Origin of the sequence: Aeromonas rivuli (genome assembly GCF_000820045.1) — a bacterium.
Lineage (GTDB): Bacteria > Pseudomonadota > Gammaproteobacteria > Enterobacterales > Aeromonadaceae > Aeromonas > Aeromonas rivuli.
The window spans coordinates 18,175-37,456 of the sequence record NZ_CDBJ01000001.1 but is presented as its reverse complement, the minus strand read 5'-3'; the positions used below and the strand labels follow the sequence as shown (position 1 = coordinate 37,456).

Below are 19,282 nucleotides of genomic sequence, written 5' to 3'. Positions count from 1 at the left end.
CCCATGACAGCGCCTGCGGCCTGGCCCGCAACCGGCCCCCGGATGCACGCAACATGAACGGCGCCTCCTACTGGCGGGACTGGCAGGGCATGAGCCTGGCCGCCCGCCTGCTCATCATCAATGGCCTGGCGTTCAATCTCGGCTTCTACATGATGCTGCCCTTCCTCGCCCAGCACATGGGCAGCGGCCTTGGCCTCGCCGGCTGGGCCTGCGGCCTGGTGATGGGGATGCGGGTCTTCAGCCAGCAGGGGCTGTTTTTGCTGGGGGGAACGCTGGGGGATCGCATCGGCTATCACCCCGCCATCGTCTGGGGTTGCCTGGTGCGATCGGTCGGTTTCGTACTGCTGGGCTGGGCCGAGTCCCTGCCCATACTGCTGCTGGCGGCGGCCCTGACCGGCTTTGCCGGGGCCCTGTTCACCCCCTGCGCCCAGGCCTATCTGGCGAGCGAATGCGACACCCCGAGCCAGCGCCAGCGCGCCTTCGCCCTGCACAACCTCGCCAGCCAGGCGGGCATGCTGCTCGGTCCCCTGGTCGGCCTGACTCTGACCCAGCAGAGCTATGCCCTGACGGGTATTCTGGCGGCTAGCCTGTTCGCCCTGCTCGGGGTGCTGCAGTATCGGGTACTGCCCAAACGCCCGGTGGCCAATCAGGCCCCCCGCGGCGCCATCTTGCGCCAATGGGGCACCATTTTGCGTCAGCGCCCCTTCATGATGTTCACCCTGCTGGCAGGCAGCTATCAGATCCTGTTCCACCAGCTCTATCTGGCCCTGCCCGCCCATATCCAGAGCCTGCCGGACGCCACCGAGCTGCTCGGCGGCGTGTTCACCCTCTCGGCGGTGATCGGCGTCCTGCTCCAGCTGCCGGCCTCGCGCCTGGTGGAGCGCCATCTTGGCGTCCCTCTGGCAATGGGGCTGGGGATTGGGCTGATGGGATTGAGCTATCTGGCTCTGCCCCTGCTGGCTCCTTGGCCCACTGTGGGGGTATTGGCCCAGGTGGCCCTGCTCTCCTTGGGCTCCATCCTCTGCTTCCCGCTCTTTGCCGCCCAGCTGCCCCGCTACGCCCCCCCCGACCAGCTCGCCAGCTACTACGGCTTCTATGCCAGCGCCGGCGGCTGCATGGCGCTGTTTGGCAACCTGTTGATCGGCTTTATGCTGGGGGATGCGGGCACTCGCCCTAGCACGGCCATCTGGCTGCTGCTGGCCCTGACCGGGATCTTGGCCGGGGCAGGCCTCTATGCGCACCTGAGATCGGGCATGGCAGCCCGAGCCACCTCTTCGCCATGATGACTCGCAGGTGATCTGACGAGGCAGGTAGCCCTCATCTGGCGCCCGATATCAGCCTCATCCGCCAACCGGGAATGCGGCCAACAACCCCGCTACGGGATGCCCCGGGACAGTTCTCCCCCTCCTCTTTTCCATCATCGCAGTCTGGGCCACTCACGCTCCCGTCAGGGGCTGGCCCTCCCCCTGAGGCTGGCTCAGGGCGCGGTATTGGGAGGGGGTCAATCCGGTTTTTTGCTTGAACACCCGGCAGAAGTAATTCACATCGCCGTAGCCACATCGATTGGCCACCTCTTCCAGGCGGAAGCGGTACTTCTTGAGCATGAACTTGGCTCTGTCGATCCGCACCCAGCTGATGTAATCCGCCAGCCGCATATGACCCTGCTCACGAAACAGGTGGGAGAGATGACTGGCCGACAGGTTGAAGCGGTGGGCGATGGAGTCACGACTGATGGGGCGGTGAAAATTTTCCTGGATATAGATGCAGATGCCATGAAACAAGTCCGCACCCCGGGGCCGCTCGGTCGCCGATGTGCCAAGCAGTTGCTGGGCACTGGTCAGCAGCGCCAGCAGCAGATGGTTGTCGGTGGGGGAGCGGCCGGGATCCTCGGTCAACACGTTGAGGGCCGCCAGAATATGCTCTGTCACATGACCGGCCCGGGCCATGATGCTGTGTTTTTGCACATCGAAGAAATCGGGATCTTCCCGGCGTTTGCTCACCAGGCTGAAGCCAAGCTGGCGCTTGCCAAACAGCAGGCTCAGCACCGAGCAATCCGTGCTCCACTGCGGCTTGTTCCAGCCGTTGGGCGGAATATAGAGCGCCTGCCCCGGCAATATCCGGATCTCCTGGCTGCCCTGCCCCTTGTCCCAGACCTGATTGACATACTCGCCGCTGAACACCAGCTCGAGGCGGGGAAAGTTGACCTGGTAGCTGAAGCTGGGCGGCACCCCCTGCTCACTGGCAAACCAGACTCGCTCGAAGGGGGCCTGCTCAGTGATGGCGTCGTCGAGCAGTTGGCTGAAGATGAGTGACATGATGATCCCGGTCAAGAGAGAGGCAAGCGGTTGCGGCCGCCGCAACCGCCCATGTTATAGTCCGGGCCGGACCGTCAATTCCACCCTTTTCTTCAAACAACTTTCTTCAAACTAAATGAGGCGTCCCTTATGAGTTGTCGTGATCTTCCCTCCTTTCTGTTGATGAAAAACCCGATCCAGGGCTACGAATGGGGCAGCCGTGCCGCCCTCACCACCCTGTTTGGTATCCCGAATCCGGACGGCAACCCTCAGGCCGAGCTGTGGATGGGGGCTCACCCCAATGGCTGCTCCGAAGTGAGCCTAGCGGGCGGTGCGCAGAAGCTTTCCGCCGTTATCGAGGCCGCCCCCAGCGCCGTGCTGGGCGAGGCCACCCTCACCCGTTTCGGCAGCCTGCCGTTCCTGTTCAAGGTGCTCTGCGCCGAGAAGGCCCTCTCCATCCAGGTACACCCCAGCAAATCCCAGGCCGAAGCGGGCTTTGCCAAGGAAGAGGCCGCCGGCATCTCGCCCAAGGCGAGCAATCGCAACTACAAAGACCCGAACCACAAGCCGGAGCTGGTGTTTGCCCTCACCCCCTATCAGGCGATGAACGGCTTTCGCGCCATTCCCGCCATCCTGGCGCTGTTCGAGCGAGTCAAGCTGGCGGCTATCGCCGATCTGGTAGCGGCCCTCGCCGCCGCTCACGCAGCGGATCAGGGTGAAGCCGGGTTGCAGCACTTCTTCCACCAGTTGCTGGTGCTGGAGGGCGCGCGCAAAGAAGCCGCCCTGGCGGGCCTGCTGAGCTATGCCGCCGCCCATCAGGATGAGGAGACCTTTGCCCTCATCACCAGCCTGACCGCCCAGTATCCGGGAGACGTGGGCCTCTTCTCGCCGCTCTTGCTGAACGTGGTGACCCTCAAGCCGGGTCAGGCCATGTTCCTCGATGCCTGCACCCCCCATGCCTATGTGCGCGGCACCGGCCTCGAGATCATGGCCAACTCCGACAACGTGCTGCGGGCAGGGCTCACCCCGAAATACATAGACGTGGCAGAGCTGCTCGATTGCACCCGTTTTGTGGCCAAACCGGATGACCAGATCCTGCTGGCCCCTCGCCTCGACGGTGCTGTACTGCACTTCGAGGTGCCGGTACCTGACTTCACCTTCAGCGTCTACCCGGCCGGTGGGCACCAGCTCATCACCACCAGCGCCGAGATCCTGTTTGCCATCGATGGCACAGTGACCCTCCAGCAAGGTAAGCAGTCACTGCGCCTCGAAAAGGGCCAGTCCGCCTTCGTCCCCGCCGCCACCGGCAGCTACCAGCTGCTGGCCGAGGGGCGGGTCGCCCGCGCCGGCAATCGCAGCTAAGGGGTGCCATGACCCCTGAATGCACAAGGGCCATCAGAAGATGGCCCTTGTTTTATCCGCCCCCTCCCTCTTCTGCTGCGTGGATGTGCAGATCGGGTCGCTCGCCATCCATCGGATGAACCAAGGGTCTGTGGTGTGGCGCCGATCCCTCCCCGGGGCTGCCGACGCACAACAACAGCGCCATATCCTGTTACACCAGCGCATTTTTGCTATAGCGCTCACATTTTTGGCCGTGGTGATGGCACACAAATCTCCATCCTGTTTTACCTGCCAACCATGGCATGGTCGCCTCATCCTTAACATAACTTCATTAACTAACTGTTTTTAAACAAAATTAAGTAAATTCCTTCCCCTCAGCCAAACCATATAAAAATGCGAACAGGATCACAGGCTCCCCGCCTTGGCACAAAAATCCAGTAAAGGGCACATATGTCCGATATCCACATGAAGGCAAGGGCGAAACAATAGGCAGGTCAATTACTTCCCCATAACAACGGCTTCATGACGGAGCCAGGAGATGCGCATGCTCACCTCGTTGATAGATGAAGGACTGATCTGCCTCGACATCGCGGCCAAAGACAAAGAAGGGCTCTTTGTGGAACTGGCTGCCCGGCTTAAATCGAGCGGCAAGATAAGCAATCAGGATCAGTTCGTGCGCGATCTCTGGGCGCGGGAAAACCTCGACAATACCGGGTTTGAACAGGGGGTCGCCCTGCCCCACGCCAAGAGCGAGGCGGTACTCCAGCCCGCCATCGTCATCGGCATCAGCCCGCAGGGCATCGACTACGGCGCTGAGGATGGGCTGCCCTCCAAACTCTTCTTCATGATTGCCTCCCCAGCGGGGGGCGCCAATCACCATATCGAGGTGCTGGCCGAACTCTCCACCAAGCTGCTGGAGCCGGGCTTTATCCCCCGGATGCAGGCGGCCACCAGCAAGACCGAGGTGCTCAAACTGCTGGCGGCCCAGGCTCCCACCAGTGCGGCCGGCAACAAGCCAGCCCAGATCAGGGCGCCGCAACCCAGCGTGCCTGAGCCCCAGGATCGCAGCATCAAGGCCCAGCTCGGCACCCTCAAGCAGCACCTGCTGTTTGGCACCTCCCACATGATCCCCTTCATAGTGGCGGGGGGCGTGCTGCTGTCGCTCTCGGTGATGATGAGCGGCAAGGGCGCCGTGCCCGAGGCGGGTGTGCTCAAGGACATGGCCGACATGGGGATAGCGGGGCTCACCCTCTTTACCGCCGTGCTCGGCGGCTACATCGCCTACTCCATGGCGGACAAGCCAGGCCTGGCGCCCGGCATGATCGGCTCCTGGATCGCGGTGCAGCACTTCCACACCGGTTTTCTCGGCGCCATCCTGGTGGGCTTCATCGCCGGGCTTATCGTCAATCAGCTCAAGCGAATAAAACTACCGGATTCCATGAGTTCGCTCGGCTCCATCTTCATCTATCCGCTGATCGGTACCTTCCTGGTGTGCGGCATAGTGATGTGGGTGATAGGCGCCCCCATCGCCGCCATGATGGACGGGATGAACCACTGGCTCTCCAGCATGGCAGGCTCCGGCAAGGTGATGCTGGGGGCCATCCTCGGCGGCATGACCGCCTTTGACATGGGCGGCCCGGTCAACAAGGTCGCCACCCTGTTTGCCCAGACCCAGGTCAACACCCAGCCCTGGCTGATGGGGGGCGTCGGCATCGCCATCTGCGTGCCGCCCCTTGGCATGGCGCTGGCGACCCTGCTCTCCCCCCGTCGCTACAAGAAAGAAGAGCGTGAAGCGGGTAAAGCCGCAGCCATCATGGGCATGATCGGCATCAGCGAGGGGGCCATTCCCTTTGCCGCCGCCGACCCGGTGCGGGTCATCCCGGCCATCGTCGCAGGCGGCATCGTCGGCAACATCACCGGCTTCATGATGCACAGCATCAACCACGCCCCCTGGGGCGGCTGGATAGTGCTGCCTGTGGTGGAAGGCAAGATGGGCTACATCCTGGGCACCCTGCTCGGTGCCCTGACCACGGCGCTGATCGTCAATCTGCTGAAAAAGCCGGTGACCGAGGATGAGACAGTGACAACCGCCGATAGCGGCTACCAGATCATCGAAGCGGAAGGGGAAGCGGACGTGCTCGCCATCACCGCCTGCCCGTCCGGCGTGGCCCACACCTTCCTCGCCGCCAAGAGCCTGCAAAAGGCGGCCGCCAAACAGGGAATCAAGCTGAAAGTCGAGACCCAGGGCGCCAACGGCATCATCAACCGCATCACCGCCAAGGACGTGGCCAACGCCCGCTACGTCATCCTGGCCCACGACGTCGCCATCAAGAACCGGGAGCGCTTCAAGGAGATCGAGATCATCGATGTGAAGACCAAGGAGGCCATCCACAACCCGGAAGGATTGCTGGCCCGTACCCTGACAGGCAGCAGCAAGGTTGCCTGACGAGGGCACTTTATCTGATTTGCAACAGGAGGGGCCGAGGGCCCCTTCGTTTATTTCAACACCAGCTAAAGAGAACGGAGCCAACCTTCGAGCCGTACCGGCTACCCGGACGGGGATAGCGCACCCAGCCTGCGACCCGATAGGATAGGCACCATAATGCACCTGCGCATGCCCCACGGCCCTGCGGCCCCTCACGGACGGAGCCTTTAAGCTCATGGAATTGACTGACGTAGTGCTCACCCTGGCGGGTCTGGTCACCTCCAGCATCATTCTCAAGAACCGCTCTGTCACTCAGCCCAACTGGAACAAGCTGCCCACCCTGCCCGAGCACCTCAGCCTGCATCCCGAGTGCGTCACCGCGGATGACGAGAACGCCAGCTGCTACGCCTGCGATTCACACAAGGTGCTGTTCAGCCCGCTGACCGGCGCCGGAGATTACCACCTGCTGCACACCTGCCTTGCCTGCGGCAAGGTGCTGTTTCGCAGCCGCGCCATTCTCTGACAAATTGAGGTATCAAGTAGATGAGTGAAGGAACGTCCAGTGAATGACCGAACAGCCGCAGCCCGTTGGCGCTGGCTGCGCCAGCATATAAAAACATTGCATAATTCTGAGCAGGAAGCCGAAGACAAGGGGACGACTTGGCGCTTCGCGGGATTGGTCATGGCGGCCATTCCTGCCCTGACAGCAGCGACCTACCTCTTGGGTATGGCCTATCACTATGGCTATACCCTGGCGTTTAACCTCGACTATGCCGAGTTTTCTCCGCCAGCAGATTATCTTCTGGCGTTTGGCCTCCTCTCTACTCTCAATATGCTCAAACCCTGGATGTGGCCTGTGTTGGGTAGCATATTCACGATTTTTTCAGTGACGATCACTCTACTCATCTGCCCCCGCTGGCGAATTCATCTCACATGGCTGTGGCAAAGCTCAATGTTCTATCGTTGGCTGATCAAAAGAGCGAAAAAAATTGGGCGCTACCCAGCGCCATTTCTTTTCCGAACACTTGTCTGGCTAGGGAACAACTACAACAAGTTCGCCTTCCTGTTTTTAGCAGTGCTGTTGCCTATTTGGCTAGCTCTGGCCTTTTTCCTTCGAGGTGCCTCAGAAGCACAAAGCCAAACAACCCGCCTCGAACAAGGCAAGTGGCCGCTTACAGAGGCCCATAGCCAATCTCCTCTGCTGGGGGATGAGCCCCATATCCGCATCGCCTGCAATGGCTCCCACTGCGCCTATCGCCTCAAGGGGGGCGACACCCTGATCCTGCGCTTCGATCAGATTGAGCAGACCCGCTACCAGCCTGAAAAGGCGGCCTCGAAATGAACAAGCCGCCCCGAGGCGGCTTGATTTATCTGGCGTGCAGCTCCCCCAGCGCGCTTATCAGGGCATCGAGCCCCTTGTCGAGTTTTTGCCTGGCACAGCCCACATTGAGGCGGATAAAGCCTGTTCCCTCGGGGCCGTAGGTGTCGCCGCGCATGATGGCGACCCGGTATTTCTCCACCAGCAAGCTTTGCAGGGCATCCATCTTTTCCGCCCTGTCGATGCCGAGTCCGTTGAGATCAATCCAGGCGAGGTAGGTGCCCTCGGGCACTTGGTAGTCGATGGCCGGGAAGGCGGCATTGAGCCGCTCGGCAACGTGCGCCAGATTGCCATGCAGATGGCGCTTCAGGGCATCGAGCCAGCCATCGCCATCCCGGTAGGCGCTGATATGGGCCAGGATGCCGAGAATGGGTGGGGAGGAGAGGCCATGGGCGGCCTTGAGTTGCCGTAAATACCCTTCCCGGCTCGCCACCTCAGGGATAAAGGCATAGGCGCCGCCAAGGGCCGGAATATTGAAGGATTTGGAGCCCGAGCTCACCTGCGCCCAGCCATCATCCACCGCCACCTCGCTCCAGGGCAGGTAGGGGGAAAAGCTTATATCCATATGGATGTCGTCCGAGATCACCCTGACCCCATGACGTTGACAGATGGCGGCCATGCGGGACAGTTCATCCCGGCTCCAGACCCGGCCTGTGGGGTTGTGGGGGCTGCACAGCAGCAGGATGCGGCAATCGGGGCGAGCGGCTTGTTGCTCAAAAAAGATCCAGTCGATCTGATAACGCCCCTCCCTCTTTTGCAGCGGGCAGGGAAGCAATACCCGATCGCTGGCCGCCAGCATATTGCCGAAGGCGTCGTAGGCGGGGGTGTGCACCAGCACGCCCTCCCCCGGCGCCGACCAGAGGCTCACCAACTGAGCGACCACATAGATGACCGAGGGGCCATAGACCAGGGTCTCGGGGTCGAGGCTGGCGCCATGACGGCGGGCAAACCAGCCGCTCACCGCCCCCTTGAAGTCACTGTGGTTCCAGCGGCTGTAGCCAAACACCCCGTGTTCCAGCCGCTTGGCCAGCGCCGCGCGTATGCAGGGGGCTGTCTCAAGATCCATGTCCGAGATGGTGAAGGGGAGCAAGTCGGCATGGCCGAAGCGGTCTGCCACATAGTCCCACTGGGTACAGTAGGTGCCGTGGCGATCGACCGGGCGCTCGAAGTCATAAGTCTCATGCATGCTATTTTTTTCTCCATCAATGCGGCGAATGGCCAGGAAGAATGGATAAGGGGGCATCAGCCCCCGACATTATCTTGCTGGCGCGGACGATCAGGTCCCCATCAGGCTCTGCAGCTGGTTTTTCACCAGGTGCACCTGAGGGCCTATCACCACCTGCAGGTTGTGCTCGTCGAGCTTGATCACCCCGATGGCGCCATTGGCTTTGAGCAGCTTGTCATCGACTCGGCTCATGTCCTGCACCGACATCCGCAGCCGGGTGATGCAGTTGTCCAGCGCCAGTATGTTGTCGGCGCCCCCCAGGGCATTGAGGATGATCTCGCCGTTGTAACCGCTGCTGCCCGCGGGTTTGCCCGCCGGTTGCGGGGCGTCGTTGCTCTCAATCTCGCGGCCCGGGGTCTTGAGGTTGAAGCGGGCGATGGCAAAGCGGAACACGCCGTAGTAAACGGCAAACCAGATCCCGGCGACCACGGGCACCAGATACCACTTGGTCGCGGTGCCCTGCAGCACCCCGAACACCAGAAAATCGATGAGATTGCCATCGGTGTTGCCGATGGTGACCCCCAGGAGCCCCATGGTCATGAAACCCAGACCGGTCAGGATGGCGTGGATGAAGTAGAGCACCGGCGCCACGAACAGGAACAGGAACTCCAGCGGCTCAGTGATGCCACCGATGACGCAGGCCACCACCCCGGACACCAGCAGCGCCTTGATCTTGCCGCGATTCTCCGGTCGGGCGCAGTGATACATGGCCAGTGCCGCCCCCGGCAGACCGCCGAGGAAGGCGGGCATCTTGCCCTGTGACAGGAAGGAGGTGGCGGAGACCGAGAAGCCGGTGGTGTCGGCGCAGGAGAGCTCGGAGTAGAAGATGTTGAGGGCGCCGCTCACCTCGTTGCCGCACACCAACTGGGTGCCGCCCGCTTCGGTGAAGCGAATGAGCGCCACCAGAATGTGGTGCAGGCCGAGGGGCAGCAGCAGACGCTCACCGGTTCCGAACAGGAAGGGACCGAAGGGGCCTGCGTGGGAGATGACGGCACCGATGCCGTTGATACCGGCGGCGAACCAGGGCCAGACCAGAGGCACCACCAGACCGACTACCCCCAGTACCAGCGCCGTGATGATGGGCACGAACCGGGCACCGCCGAAGAAGGCCAGCGCATCCGGCATCCGGTAGGTGTAGAAACGGGCATGCAGCTTGGCGACGATGACCCCGACGATGATGGCCCCCAGAATACCGGTATCGATGGAGCTGATACCGAGGATCGATTTCACCCCGTAGGCTTTCTCCGCCGCCCCGTCACCGATCACATTGGCCACCGTCAGGTAGAAGTTGATGGAGAGGTTGAGTGCCGCATAACCGACGAAACCGGCAAAGGCCGCCACCCCCTTCTCTTCCCGCGCCAATCCGAGCGGAATGGCGACCGCAAACATCACCGGCAGATAGATGAAGGCCACCAGCCCCACCTTGGTCATCCAGAGGAAGAGCAGCTGCAACACCATGTTGTCGAGGAAGGGCATGCTCTGCTTCACCGCATCGCTGGTGAGGGAGCTGCCGACCCCGAGCAGGATGCCGGAGAAGGCGAGCAGGGCCACCGGCAGCATAAAGGTCTTGCCGAGACTCTGCAGGAACTCCCATATCGTGGATTTGGCGGGGGACTTGGCCATGTGACGGATCCTTGTGAGTTGAAGGTCAGGTCCCGATGTCGCTCTTCTTCACCCCCCTGGTTGATAAACGCAAGCAGGGGCGGAGTCCCATCAGGTTTTATGGATGATAAAACGTTTTATCAACTCACAAGTGCCGACAAGATCACAGAATCATGGGCAAAGATGGCAGCCTGTCGCAAATCTGTGAGGCAGATCCATGCCCGCGGGATGTAACGTTTCACTTGGGGATATGAGGGGTTATGCTGTGGCTATCTGATCTCTTGTCCCTGGCTGCAACGCGCGCTCTATGTCGTCACACTCCATGCCATCCAATCCTATGTCGCCCAGACCGCAAGCTGCGAAACTGGCCAAGATCACCGACGTGGCAGAGCTGGCGGGGGTCTCGGTCACCACCGTCTCCATGGTGCTCAACGGCAAGGGGCGTATCTCCCCCGCCACCGCAGAGCGGGTGCAGCAGGCCATCAGGCAACTCGATTATGTGCCCAACAGCGCCGCCGCCAACCTGCGCAGCCAGCACTCCAATCTGGTGGGCTTGATCCTGCGCGACATCACCGACCCCTTCTATACCGAGGTGACCGCCGGGGTGAGTGAGGTGCTGGAGCAGCAGGGCTATCTGCTGTTTCTGACCCAGTGCGGCCACAGCCCGGAGCGGTTGCAGCAGAGCATCCAGTCCCTGTCGCGCCAGGGGGTGGCTGGCATCATCTTCAATCCGGTGCGCGGCGCGGCGGCCAAGACGCTGCAGACCCTGCTCGACTCGCAATTGCCGGTGGTGTGCGCCGCCCGCTCCTACTATCGCGATGATGTGGACTTTATCGGCCCGGACAACAGCCACGCCGCCCAGCAGGCCACCACCTATCTCATCGAGCAGGGTCATCGCCATATCGCCTACGTGGGGGGACGGGCCGACTCCCTGGCCCGCGCCGAGCGGATCGGCGGCTACTGCGCCAGCCTGCTGCAATATGGCCTGCCCTTCAAACCCGAGTGGATATTGGAGTGCGAGCGCACCCAGCGCAGCGCCGCCGACACCATAGCCCAGCTGCTGCATCAGCATCCCAAGGTGACCGCCATCCTCTGTCACTATCCCGAGGTGGCGCTGGGGGGCATCTACGGGGTGGAGGCGAGCGGGCGCAGCGTCGGCAAGGACAACTACATCGGCCAGCAAGTGGCGCTGCTCGGCTTTGACGACGTGGCGGAGGCGGAACTCACCTCCCCCGCCCTCACCTTCGTCAGCTCACCGGCCCGGGAGATTGGCCGCCAGGCCGCCCAGCGGCTGCTGACCCGGATGCAGCAACCGGATCTCGCCCCCAACCGCCATATCATCACCCCCAACCTGCAAAAACGAGAATCGGCCTGAGGCTCAGGCAAGGCTTCCTGGCTGCCCATTCGCTGGCACCAGCGCGTCATCCCCTGGCCATGCAGACCGAGTTCAAGAGGCGCCCTCCCCCCATGGCTGACTCCCCCACATTGGGGGTTGAGAGGCCAGTGAATAAACCTATGATGGGCGCGCCATCCAGAGCGGGAGTCGATGTCATGGTAACAACACAGCAGGCACAGACCGAACCACAGAGCGAAGTCCATCGCTGCGACCAGTGCGGGGAGCGCACTCACCATATCGTGGTGCTGGTTGCCCGAGACCACAGCCAGGACATCATGCCCAAGGAGCCGCGCAAGGCCTTCTGGCAAGCCTTTCGCGCCAGCAGCATCACCAACTGGGTATTTGGCGAGACCCTCGCCTATCAGGCCACCCATGTGAAGCACCTGATTTGCGAGCGCTGCGGCGAGAAATTTCTCGAGTATTGAACGCCAGTTGCATCCACTAAAGGGGGTGATCAGCCTGCTGCTGCACAAATATGCCCGCACTCTCACTCATGTGTTGATCCCCGGCCAGTTGCTCGCAAAGCGCCGTTTACCCCTTCTACCACCGCTTGCTATGCCCCACTTGCAACCAGACTCCCTCGGGATCGCAGCCTGTGCCGCAACAAGGTCATCGAACGGCCATGTCCCGCTATATCACCGATTAACCGCAGCAGACTGGAGGCTGTCATCACAGGTGGTCGCGTGGTTTTTAGGGTGGCGCAGAGCGTAGTGAGTCCCGACAGGGGAGCATTATTGCGCCAGCCAGAACGGAATAAACGTGGATGCAAGAAATTGGCACACCAGAATTAACGATACATGTCGCGGTAAACCTTGGCTTCACTTCGTTCAGCACCAGCTCATGATTTTTAGCCCAGGATATGAGATGAGCCATATATCTAACGAGACGGCAATCGAAACGGTGGCTCGTGGCCCATGAAGCGCTTCCTGATCGCACAAACTGGGCTGAGCCCCCTTTCTTCAGTGATCTACTGTCCTTCACCATCATTTAGCGTTACAACATTATGATTATGCTGCATTTCTCTTAGAAACAGATTGGTTAAATCTTGAACCGTTTTATCCATGTCTCCCCGCTGGCGATAAACTGCAATTGTAATATTTGGGAGTGCAGGGAGCTGGGTCAATCTCTGGCTATGATGTGGGGGTGTTTGAGAAAATAAAGCGACGACGCCCAGCCCAGCCTCTGTAGCAGCCTGTAAAGCTGCAAGGCTACTGCTCTCAAATACTATATGCCAAGGAATACCGTTTCTATTCAATGCCTCTAATGTACGATTACGCCATGAGCAAGGTTGACTAAAAATGACTAAAGGTAATGATTCACCTTGATGTACGAACCCATTAGCTGCAAACCAATAAAGTGGAAAACTAAATTCCTGAATGGGTGCTGGTGCATTGGCAATCGGCATGCTGACCAACACATCCAACTCACCACGTTCAAACGCAGCAAATAGCGACTGCTTATTGGTCACCTCAACCCGCAAGCTTAATCCAGGATGCACACAAGCAAAGTCTGCTAATACGCGGGTAAAGTGATTACTCACCAGATCTTCAACCAAACCAATACTGCAATGCAGTTTACCTTGTGATGCAGGCTTTAGACTCAGTTGATCGGTCAGACTCAAAATGCGTTCTGCATAAGGTAATAACGCCTCCCCCTCCGTACTTAAACGTATTCCTCTGTTGGATCGAAGCAGCAATGCATGGCCTAGTTGCTGCTCTAAACGCTGAATTTGCTGGCTAAGCGCTGGCTGGGTTTTCCCTTGCAATATTGCGGCCCGGTTAATGCTGCCACATCGTACAACACTCACGAAAGAGCGCAGCAGCGCGGTATCAAAGTCATTTGTCATAAAGGAATCTTATAACTGCCATTCATTTTTGCAGTCTACCTATGAGCTATGGCATCCGCTAGAGTGAGCATGCTTTTATTTTTTAGCTGGAGTTCACGATGTACGTTTTAGCTGTCATTCTTGCTATCGCAGGTTCGGTCGTATACCACCTTTCGATTAAATTTGTACCTAGTGGTGTCAATCCATTTTTATCTTTGTCCTTGAGTTATGGCATCGCCCTTTTATTATGTTTACCTGGCATTTATTTTTATGACGGTAGTCGCAGCGTCCAAATATTAAACTGGAGTGTTGCTGGCGTGGCGCTGGGAATTTTAGGGATTGAGCTTGGCTTCTTGTTGCTATATCGAGCAGGTGGCCATCTGGGGATATCTTCATTCCTGACCAATGCGGCAGGTACACTCTTGCTTTTACCTATTGGACTGTTGTTTTTTCGAGAAGCTTTTTCAGTCACTCGATTGCTGGGCATGGGTGTCGCCCTCTGCGGTCTATGGATGATGATGCCACGTAAATAATAGCGCCCTTATATTCGACTAGCAAAGCTGATCCGGGTATTGGCGTAGCTTGGATATTGAATTTTCGAACGCCACGGCAACCTTCAGCGGAGTAGGCTGATGCTTAATTCAATGGCGCCTGATGTTTGTGTCGAAAGAGCAAGCTGAAAAGTGTCCAAATTAAAGCGTGTCCTTACTTTCCCCAATATAGCTAACTGGATGATACAAGAATAAATCAATACGGACGTCCCCCAAAAACTAAACCAGATTACTTGTGAAATTCATATCCCGTCTGGCCATTGCGGCGCCACTCGGCTTGAACCCGGAATTTATCCGGCAGGATATTCATATGGATTTGCTTTAGCGAGAGGTGGGACGTCTCTCTCTGATCGTGATCGGTGTCGCGGCCGTTATGCAGGGATTGTAGGGTTAGTGCATCGCATTGCCAACCGGCGGCAACCGCAGGGCTAATAAGCCAGGCAGGGTGCAATAAGCAACGCGCATTGCACCGCGATGCCCATTCTTGCCACCGTGCTCGGCGGTGCAATTCTCTCCGTTCATTGCACCCTACGGCTGCCCATTGATGCTCTGTTGCGCCGATCTCCGCTTGCCTCCATTTCTCCAGCTTGCCCTCCCTCTTCTCCACCTGCCTCCCCCTGACGGCTGCCATTTATGTGCGTTGGCTCACATCTAACCCCATCATAAACCCTCACAAATTTACAGAACAGGCTTCTCTCTCTCGCCCAGACTGGTAGGGCTACAGCGATAGCACCACAACTATACATAAACTAACATCATGATTTTATGTGTAAAAATACAAACACCTTACTATCTTAGACCAATAGCTCGCTTTGGGATCAGGCTCACATTCAGGATTTTACCGCACAAAAATCCAGTAAACAGCATGTTTGTCCGATAGGGCAGTGGCCGCTATGCCACCATAATATGAGTGTCAACTTTGTCTGCATGTCCCGGGCGGCAATCCGGGAAGAGATGCCAACAGGCTCCGGCCAGGAGCAGGGAGAACGCCATGATCACCACCCTTATCAACGAGCATCTGATCAATCTCGATTTAACAGCGACATGCAAGGAGGAGGTCTTCAGCGAGATGGCCCGATTGCTGGTCGCCCAGGGAAAAGTCAGCGATGAGCAGCAGTTCATCAAGGACCTGTGGGCCCGGGAAGCGCTGGACAACACCGGCTTCGAGGAGGGGGTTGCCCTGCCCCACGCCAAGAGCGCGGCGGTGAGCACCCCGGCGGTGGCCATCGGCATCAGCCGAGCCGGCATCGACTACGGCGCCGAGGATGGGCAGCCCTCCAAATTGTTCTTCATGATTGCCTCCCCGGCCGGTGGCGCCAACCACCATATCGAGGTGCTGGCCGAGCTCTCCGCCAAGCTGATCGAAGAGGGCTTTATCGCCAAACTGCTGGCCGCCAAGACCCCGGCCGCCGCACTGGCCCTGCTGCTCGAGAAGAAAGAAGAGCAAGCCGCCCCAGTCGCCGACAAAGGCTTCATCATCGGCGTCACCGGCTGCCCGGCCGGTATCGCCCACACCTATCTGGCCGCCGAGTCCCTGGAGCGCGCCGCCAAGGAGCTGGGCTATGAGATAAAGGTGGAGACCAACGGCTCCATCGGCGTCAAGAACAGCCCGACTGCGGCCGACATTGCCCGCGCCAGCGCCATCGTGGTGGCCTGTGACAAGCAGGTGGACATGACCCGCTTCAACGGCAAGCCGCTCATCAAGACCGGGGTCAAGGCCCCCATCAAGGATGGCAAGGGGCTGATCGAGCAGGCGCTCAAGGCGCCAGCCTATGTGGCAGACAAAGAGGACAAGAAGGGCGAGGAGCAGAGCGCCGGTGGCGGCAGCGGCGATCTCTACCGTTTCCTGATGAACGGCGTCTCCCACATGATCCCCTTCGTGGTCACCGGCGGCCTGCTGATTGCGTTGGCACTGGCCATCGGGGGTCACCCGACCCCGAGCGGCATGCAGATCCCGGAAGGGAGCATGTGGAACCAGATCCTCAACGTCGGCGTGGTGGCCTTCAAGCTGATGATCCCCGTGCTCTCGGCCTACATCGCCTATGCCATTGCCGACCGCCCCGCCCTGGCGCCGGGCTTTATCGGCGGCTGGATAGCCAATGACGGCAGCTTCTACGGCGCCGACGCCGGCACCGGCTTTATCGGTGCCATCGTCGCGGGCCTGCTGGTCGGCTACCTGGTGCGCTGGATAGCGACCCGCAACTACAGCAAGATGGTGCAACCCCTGGTGCCGGTCATGATTGCACCCATCGTCGGTTCCCTGTTCATTGCCGCGGTGTTCATCTTCATCATTGGCGCCCCCATCGCCGACATGATGACCGGCCTCAACAACATGCTGCTCTCCATGAGCGGCGGCAGCATGGTGCTGCTGGGCATAGTGCTGGGTGGCATGGCGGGCTTTGACATGGGGGGCCCGGTCAACAAGGTCGCCTTCCTGTTCTCGGTGGGCATGATAGCCTCGGGCCAGACCCAGTTCATGGGCGCCATGGCCTGCGCCATTCCTGCCGCACCACTGGGCATGGCCTTCGCCACCCTCATTGGTCGCAAGCTGGATGTGTTCGATGCCTCCGAAATCGAAGCGGGCAAAGCCGCCGGTGCCATGGGCCTGGTGGGCATCTCCGAAGGGGCCATTCCGTTTGCCGCCCGTGACCCGCTCGCGGTCATTCCGGCCAACGTGCTGGGCAGCATGACCGCCGCCGTGATGGCCTTCCTGTTCGGCATCACCAACAGCGTGGCCCACGGTGGCCCCATCGTGGCCCTGCTGGGCGCGGTCAACAAGCCGCTGCTGGCGCTGCTGTGCATGATCTGCGGTGCCATCGTCACCGGCGTGGTCGCCGTTGCCCTGAAAAAATTGCGCAAGGGCAAGCTGGCTGCCGTACCCGCTTAAACAACAGAAGCCCCGAACCACAAAGAGGCCCTCCTGGGCCTCTTTGTGTTGTCAGCGGCACACCGCAAGCTAGCCGGGCCTATCTGTCCGTTGGACATTTCGAGGCCAGACGTTATCTTGTCCCGGCGCTACCCATTTTTGCGAGGTCCCATGAAAATCGTTGCCGTTACCGCCTGTCCCACCGGCATTGCCCACACCTATATGGCCGCCGAGGCGCTGCAAAAGGCGGCCGCCCAGCTCGGGTTGAAGATCAAGGTCGAGACCCAGGGCGCCATGGGGCTGGAAAATATCCTCACCGCCCGGGATATCGCAAGCGCCGATCTGGTGCTGATCGCCTCCGACATCGAGATAGAGCAGAAAGAGCGCTTCCTCGGCTGCCCCCAGCGCCAGGTTTCACTGGAGTCTGTTCTGCTCAATGCGGTCGCCGTGCTCAGCGCCGCGCCCTGATGCTGACCCGCGAGATCACCCTCTATTGCCGCCATGGCCTGAGCATCAGCCAGGCCCGGCAACTGAGCCGCATGGCGGGCCTGTTCAAGTCGCATATCCAATTGAGCAACCTCAGTCGCCGCCAGACCGCCGAGGCCAGCAGCCTGCTCGCCCTGCTCACCTTAGCCACCCAGCCCGGGGATCTCTGCCAGCTGTTGATCGAAGGACTGGATGCCGAACTGGCCCACATGGCGTTCAACTGCTGGTGCGTGGAGCTGGGCAAACCCCTTGGCCGCAGTGCGACGGCGCACCTCGCCGAGCAGCGCCTGGCCACCCACCAGCCCGACTACCACTTTGCCTTGCCCCAGGTGGCGAGCCTGTCTGCCCCGCACGCCAAGGCCCAGGTGCTGGCGCAGCTGATAGGCCTCCTGCCAGAGAGTCTGGTCAAAGAGAGCCCTGGCCTGCACAGTGAACTCATGGCCCGCGAGCAAGTCAGCGCCACCATCATCCGGGCGGGCATCGCCATGCCCCATGTGCTCAGTGCCGCCGTCCGCCAGCCCGCCCTCGCCATGTTGCACAGCACAGAGCCCGTCGATTGGGGTTCCAGCTTGGGGGCGGTGCACAACATCATCCTGCTCTGCGCCCCCCGGCAGTTGCCCCCCGCCCAGCTCAGACCCCTGACCCGGCTGGCCCGGGCCATGATGGACGAGACCCTGACCCATGCCCTGCTCCACGCCAGCACTCATCAGGCCCGTCACGCCATCGTCATCGAGGGACTGCTGAGCTAGCCCGCCGAAACCAGCCCGCCCGGTTCAGACCTCGCTTCGTGAATCTCAACGCCTGGGGGACAGATCCCGCCGCCGGGGGCCTGTGATACACTGTGGCCCCGCCATTATTGATGCCAGATGCCATGAAACCGAGCCGCCCTCTCCTCTCGCCACGACCCTCATCCCGCCCGGCCGCCCCGGTGCGCACTCAAACCGGGGGCGCCAACCCGCCCGTGGCGGCGCAGGATCGCACCTTATTGCTGCTCAACAAGCCCTACATGGTGCTGTGCCAGTTCACCGACGAAGGGGGCCGAGAGACCCTCAAGGATTACGTCAAGGAGCCCGGCATCTATGCCGCTGGCCGACTGGACCGCGACAGCGAAGGGCTCTTGCTGCTCACCAATGACGGCAAGTTGCAGGCCCAGCTCACCCAGCCGGGAGAGAAGACTCCCAAGACCTATTGGGTGCAAGTTGAGGGGATGGTGAGTGACGAGGCCCTGGCCGCCCTGCGCGCCGGGGTTGAACTCAATGACGGCATGACGCTGCCCGCCGAGGCACGCATCATGGCGGAACCTGAGGTGTGGCCGCGCAATCCGCCGATCCGCGCGCGCCAGGCCATTCCTACCTGCTGGCTGGAGATCAAGATAGTCGAAGGCCGCAACCGTCAGGTGCGGCGCATGACGGCCCACATCGGCCACCCGACCCTGCGCCTCATTCGCTACGCCATCGGTGCCTGGACCCTGGATGGGCTGGCCCCGGGCCAGAGCCGGGCCCTGACCCCCGGCGAGATGCCCTCCCCCGCCCCTCGTCCCCGCGCGCCCAGAGCGGCGCCAACCCGCATGGCCGCGTCGACGCCTGCCAGGGGCCAGCCCCCAGCACGCGCCACCGACAAGGCAAGCACGGGAGCGAGCAGCAAGGGTTCCGGCCGCGCCAGCGCGCGCCGTCCGGCCCGTAAAGCCTGACTTTGTGCTGACCAGAGGACCTGTTGCGGTGAGCGGGATCACCGAGCGTGGTGCTCGCCCCATCACAGGGTCATCCCAGGCAAGCCCAGGGATCGGCCGCCTACCCCTGCCAGCTGGGAGATTCAGTCAAGGCTGCCCCATCACCGCCACCCTGGCGGGCAAAGAGCGGGTGACAAGCCGGGCCGAACCCCCGATTATCTAAG

At 60.6% G+C, this 19,282-nt stretch carries 16 protein-coding genes; 12 read left to right on the top strand and 4 right to left on the bottom strand.

Annotation, left to right across the window (positions count from 1 at the left end):
- Positions 1–53 precede the first annotated feature (53 nt).
- A complete protein-coding gene (locus tag BN1130_RS00165) occupies positions 54–1,283 on the top strand; it encodes an MFS transporter (RefSeq protein WP_042039519.1) in 1,230 nt (409 codons plus the stop codon).
- Positions 1,284–1,436: 153 nt separating this feature from the next.
- Here BN1130_RS00165 and BN1130_RS00160 read toward each other — a convergent pair whose 3' ends face one another.
- Complete coding sequence (locus BN1130_RS00160) at positions 1,437–2,315, bottom strand: helix-turn-helix transcriptional regulator (RefSeq protein WP_042039518.1); 879 nt, start codon at positions 2,313–2,315, stop codon at positions 1,437–1,439.
- 129 nt (positions 2,316–2,444) lie between these two features.
- Between BN1130_RS00160 and manA the strand changes: the two genes are divergently transcribed.
- The 4 genes from manA to BN1130_RS00140 all read left to right on the top strand — a co-directional run bounded on the left by manA (position 2,445) and on the right by BN1130_RS00140 (position 7,402).
- The gene (manA, locus tag BN1130_RS00155; protein ID WP_042039516.1) at positions 2,445–3,656 is read left to right on the top strand and encodes a mannose-6-phosphate isomerase, class I; all 1,212 of its coding nucleotides are present in this window, start codon (positions 2,445–2,447) and stop codon (positions 3,654–3,656) included.
- A 523-nt stretch (positions 3,657–4,179) separates the two neighbouring features.
- On the top strand, positions 4,180–6,081 hold the full coding sequence (locus BN1130_RS00150; RefSeq protein WP_042039515.1) for a PTS fructose transporter subunit EIIC: 1,902 nt from the start codon (positions 4,180–4,182) through the stop codon (positions 6,079–6,081).
- A 214-nt stretch (positions 6,082–6,295) separates the two neighbouring features.
- The gene (locus BN1130_RS00145; RefSeq protein ID WP_052448151.1) at positions 6,296–6,583 is read left to right on the top strand and encodes a hypothetical protein; all 288 of its coding nucleotides are present in this window, start codon (positions 6,296–6,298) and stop codon (positions 6,581–6,583) included.
- Positions 6,584–6,622: 39 nt separating this feature from the next.
- Positions 6,623–7,402, top strand: coding sequence for a hypothetical protein (locus BN1130_RS00140; protein ID WP_042039514.1), 780 nt, complete (start codon positions 6,623–6,625; stop codon positions 7,400–7,402).
- Between the two features lie 25 nt (positions 7,403–7,427).
- Here BN1130_RS00140 and BN1130_RS00135 read toward each other — a convergent pair whose 3' ends face one another.
- Complete coding sequence (locus BN1130_RS00135) at positions 7,428–8,624, bottom strand: MalY/PatB family protein (RefSeq protein WP_042039559.1); 1,197 nt, start codon at positions 8,622–8,624, stop codon at positions 7,428–7,430.
- 90 nt (positions 8,625–8,714) lie between these two features.
- On the bottom strand, positions 8,715–10,286 hold the full coding sequence (malX, locus tag BN1130_RS00130) for a maltose/glucose-specific PTS transporter subunit IIBC (protein ID WP_042039513.1): 1,572 nt from the start codon (positions 10,284–10,286) through the stop codon (positions 8,715–8,717).
- Positions 10,287–10,602: 316 nt separating this feature from the next.
- Between malX and BN1130_RS00125 the strand changes: the two genes are divergently transcribed.
- Positions 10,603–11,640, top strand: coding sequence for a Mal regulon transcriptional regulator MalI (locus BN1130_RS00125; protein WP_042039511.1), 1,038 nt, complete (start codon positions 10,603–10,605; stop codon positions 11,638–11,640).
- A 176-nt stretch (positions 11,641–11,816) separates the two neighbouring features.
- Complete coding sequence (locus BN1130_RS00120; RefSeq protein ID WP_042039509.1) at positions 11,817–12,086, top strand: hypothetical protein; 270 nt, start codon at positions 11,817–11,819, stop codon at positions 12,084–12,086.
- Between the two features lie 542 nt (positions 12,087–12,628).
- On the opposite strand, the gene BN1130_RS21420 is transcribed toward BN1130_RS00120, so the two are convergent.
- Positions 12,629–13,507: a LysR substrate-binding domain-containing protein gene (locus tag BN1130_RS21420; RefSeq protein ID WP_084218077.1), complete on the bottom strand. Its 879-nt coding sequence runs from the start codon at positions 13,505–13,507 to the stop codon at positions 12,629–12,631.
- A gap of 98 nt (positions 13,508–13,605) precedes the next feature.
- On the opposite strand from BN1130_RS21420, the gene BN1130_RS21415 reads away from it, so the two are divergent.
- From BN1130_RS21415 to BN1130_RS00095, 5 genes are all read left to right on the top strand, one after another.
- Positions 13,606–14,019 carry a hypothetical protein gene (locus tag BN1130_RS21415; protein ID WP_084218076.1) on the top strand — a complete coding sequence of 138 codons (414 nt, stop codon included), beginning with the start codon at positions 13,606–13,608 and terminating at the stop codon, positions 14,017–14,019.
- A gap of 1,009 nt (positions 14,020–15,028) precedes the next feature.
- Positions 15,029–16,924 (top strand): fructose-specific PTS transporter subunit EIIC, encoded by a 1,896-nt coding sequence (locus BN1130_RS00110; RefSeq protein ID WP_042039507.1) that lies wholly within the window; start codon positions 15,029–15,031, stop codon positions 16,922–16,924.
- Between the two features lie 150 nt (positions 16,925–17,074).
- Positions 17,075–17,371 carry a PTS fructose transporter subunit IIB gene (locus tag BN1130_RS00105; protein ID WP_042039506.1) on the top strand — a complete coding sequence of 99 codons (297 nt, stop codon included), beginning with the start codon at positions 17,075–17,077 and terminating at the stop codon, positions 17,369–17,371.
- On the top strand, positions 17,371–18,138 hold the full coding sequence (locus BN1130_RS00100) for a PTS sugar transporter subunit IIA (RefSeq protein WP_042039505.1): 768 nt from the start codon (positions 17,371–17,373) through the stop codon (positions 18,136–18,138). Before BN1130_RS00105 ends, BN1130_RS00100 begins: the two co-directional genes overlap by 1 nt.
- 122 nt (positions 18,139–18,260) lie before the next feature.
- Positions 18,261–19,079: a pseudouridine synthase gene (locus BN1130_RS00095; RefSeq protein ID WP_042039504.1), complete on the top strand. Its 819-nt coding sequence runs from the start codon at positions 18,261–18,263 to the stop codon at positions 19,077–19,079.
- Positions 19,080–19,282 lie beyond the last annotated feature (203 nt).

Excerpts from the sequence above, each read along its gene's own strand:
- BN1130_RS00165 (WP_042039519.1), top strand. The coding sequence starts at position 54 with ATGAACGGCGCCTCCTACTGGCGGGACTGGCAGGGCATGAGCCTGGCC.
- BN1130_RS00160 (WP_042039518.1), bottom strand. The coding sequence starts at position 2,315 with ATGTCACTCATCTTCAGCCAACTGCTCGACGACGCCATCACTGAGCAG.
- manA (WP_042039516.1), top strand. The coding sequence starts at position 2,445 with ATGAGTTGTCGTGATCTTCCCTCCTTTCTGTTGATGAAAAACCCGATC.
- BN1130_RS00150 (WP_042039515.1), top strand. The coding sequence starts at position 4,180 with ATGCTCACCTCGTTGATAGATGAAGGACTGATCTGCCTCGACATCGCG.
- BN1130_RS00145 (WP_052448151.1), top strand. The coding sequence starts at position 6,296 with ATGGAATTGACTGACGTAGTGCTCACCCTGGCGGGTCTGGTCACCTCC.
- BN1130_RS00135 (WP_042039559.1), bottom strand. The coding sequence starts at position 8,624 with ATGCATGAGACTTATGACTTCGAGCGCCCGGTCGATCGCCACGGCACC.
- malX (WP_042039513.1), bottom strand. The coding sequence starts at position 10,286 with ATGGCCAAGTCCCCCGCCAAATCCACGATATGGGAGTTCCTGCAGAGT.
- BN1130_RS00125 (WP_042039511.1), top strand. The coding sequence starts at position 10,603 with ATGTCGCCCAGACCGCAAGCTGCGAAACTGGCCAAGATCACCGACGTG.
- BN1130_RS00120 (WP_042039509.1), top strand. The coding sequence starts at position 11,817 with ATGGTAACAACACAGCAGGCACAGACCGAACCACAGAGCGAAGTCCAT.
- BN1130_RS21420 (WP_084218077.1), bottom strand. The coding sequence starts at position 13,507 with ATGACAAATGACTTTGATACCGCGCTGCTGCGCTCTTTCGTGAGTGTT.
- BN1130_RS21415 (WP_084218076.1), top strand. The coding sequence starts at position 13,606 with ATGTACGTTTTAGCTGTCATTCTTGCTATCGCAGGTTCGGTCGTATAC.
- BN1130_RS00110 (WP_042039507.1), top strand. The coding sequence starts at position 15,029 with ATGATCACCACCCTTATCAACGAGCATCTGATCAATCTCGATTTAACA.
- BN1130_RS00105 (WP_042039506.1), top strand. The coding sequence starts at position 17,075 with ATGAAAATCGTTGCCGTTACCGCCTGTCCCACCGGCATTGCCCACACC.
- BN1130_RS00100 (WP_042039505.1), top strand. The coding sequence starts at position 17,371 with ATGCTGACCCGCGAGATCACCCTCTATTGCCGCCATGGCCTGAGCATC.
- BN1130_RS00095 (WP_042039504.1), top strand. The coding sequence starts at position 18,261 with ATGAAACCGAGCCGCCCTCTCCTCTCGCCACGACCCTCATCCCGCCCG.